Annotated in this window: 2 protein-coding genes and 1 pseudogene; all 3 read left to right on the forward strand. The window is 62.4% G+C overall.

Annotated features, from left to right (window positions below; translation table 11 throughout):
* Positions 1-70 precede the first annotated feature (70 nt).
* Positions 71-481, forward strand: coding sequence for an IS66-like element accessory protein TnpA (gene tnpA / locus AB1I47_RS33670; protein ID WP_354687971.1), 411 nt, complete (start codon positions 71-73; stop codon positions 479-481).
* A complete protein-coding gene (gene tnpB, locus AB1I47_RS33675; protein WP_011154074.1) occupies positions 478-825 on the forward strand; it encodes an IS66 family insertion sequence element accessory protein TnpB in 348 nt (115 codons plus the stop codon). Before tnpA ends, tnpB begins: the two co-directional genes overlap by 4 nt.
* 30 nt (positions 826-855) lie before the next feature.
* A pseudogene (locus tag AB1I47_RS33680) lies at positions 856-1,727 on the forward strand (IS66-like element IS883 family transposase); the annotation flags it as partial.

A 1,727-nucleotide genomic window follows, 5' to 3' on the forward strand; every position in this document is an offset into this window, starting at 1 on the left:
GTAAGCGAGTCGCCAGCACCGTCTGTACCGTTCAGTAGAGTGGCGCCAAAGTAGTTCCCACCAAATAGTGATGGGAACTACTTTGTCACAGTCACAGGAAGAACCAGTCGCCGGCAGTCGCAAAGGCCGGCCGAACCACAGCGAGGAATTCAAGCGGCGGTTGGCAGCCGCTGCGTGTGAGCCGGGTGTCTCGGTATCGAAATTGGCGCGCGAGCACGGCATCAACGCGAACATGCTGTTCACCTGGCGCCGACGCTATCGAATGGAGCAGCGCCAGGAAGCCGCGGTGTTGTTGCCGGTGACCGTTGAACACCCAAGCTCGCCACCCGGTCCGATGCCAATGAGTCCGGCCGCTGCGGTTTGCGAGCCGACGCCGCCGCACGGCGCCATTGAGATCCGTTTGGGCCGAGGGGTGATTCGCATTGAAGGGGCAGTCGACCCGGCCACGTTGCGTACCGTACTGGACCGTTTGACGCCATGATCGGGTTGCCGGCGGGAACACGCATCTGGATCGCTGCAGGCGTGACCGACATGCGCTGCGGATTCAACGGGCTCGCAGCGAAGGTGGAGGCGACTCTGCAGGAGAGCCCGTTCTCCGGCCATGTCTTCGTCTTCCGCGGCAGGCGCGGCAATGTCATCAAGGTGTTGTGGTCAACGGGCGATGGGCTTTGCTTGCTCTCGAAGCGCCTGGAGCGTGGACGTTTCGTCTGGCCGCAGGCCGACAGCGGCAAGATCCACCTGACGCAAGCGCAGTTGTCGATGCTGCTGGAGGGGATCAACTGGAAGCAGCCCGAGCGCACCTGGCCGCCACTGTCGGTGTTGTAAACCTTGCGGCATGTGCGTAAACTGCCGCGCATGCCAATCGACCCCAGCGATCTCCCCGACGACATTGAGGCCCTGAAGGCCTTGGTGTTGGCACAGCGGGAATCGATCGCACTCATGGAACGGGCCTTGGTGGTCCGCTCCATGGAGATCGAGCAGCTAAATCTGCAGATCTCGAAGCTGAGGCGGATGCAGTTTGGCCAGAAGTCCGAGAAGCTGGATCGACAGATTGAACAGCTCGAGACCCGACTAGAAGATCTGCTGGCCGAGGAAGGTGCGGCCGAAACCGAAGCCGATCCGCAGGCTACCCCTCCTGTCCGGAAGAAAGCGGTACGCAAGCCGTTGCCGGAGCACTTGGAGCGGGAGGAGCGCATTCTCGAGCCTGAGACCGAAGCCTGTCCAGAGTGCGGCGGTAAGCTCAAGCCGCTGGGCGAGGACATCTCGGAGCAACTCGATATCATCAGCAGTTCATTCAGGGTGATTCGGCAGGTTCGGCGCAAGAAGGCCTGCGCCTGTTGTGATTGCATCGTCCAGGCTGAGGCGCCAAGCCGGCCGATTGAGCGCGGCATTGCCACGGCGGGGCTGCACGCTCACATACTGGTTGCCAAATACGCTGATCATCAACCGCTGTACCGCCAAGCCGCCATCTATGCCCGGCAGGGCGTGGAGCTGGACCGCACGACCATGGCTCGCGGTGTCGGCGCTTGCGGTGCGCTGGTACGCCCCCTGGTCGAGGCTTTGCACCGATACGTGATGATGCCTGGCAAGGTGCACGCGGACGACACACCGCTGCCGGTACTTGCGCCAGGTAAGGGACAGACCAAGACGGGAAGACTATGGGCTTACGTGCGGGACGATCGCGCATCGGGTTCGGATGCTGCACCTGCGGTCTGGTTCGCCTACAC

It is taken from the genome of Cupriavidus necator (genome assembly GCF_040578825.1).
GTDB lineage: Bacteria > Pseudomonadota > Gammaproteobacteria > Burkholderiales > Burkholderiaceae > Cupriavidus > Cupriavidus necator_E.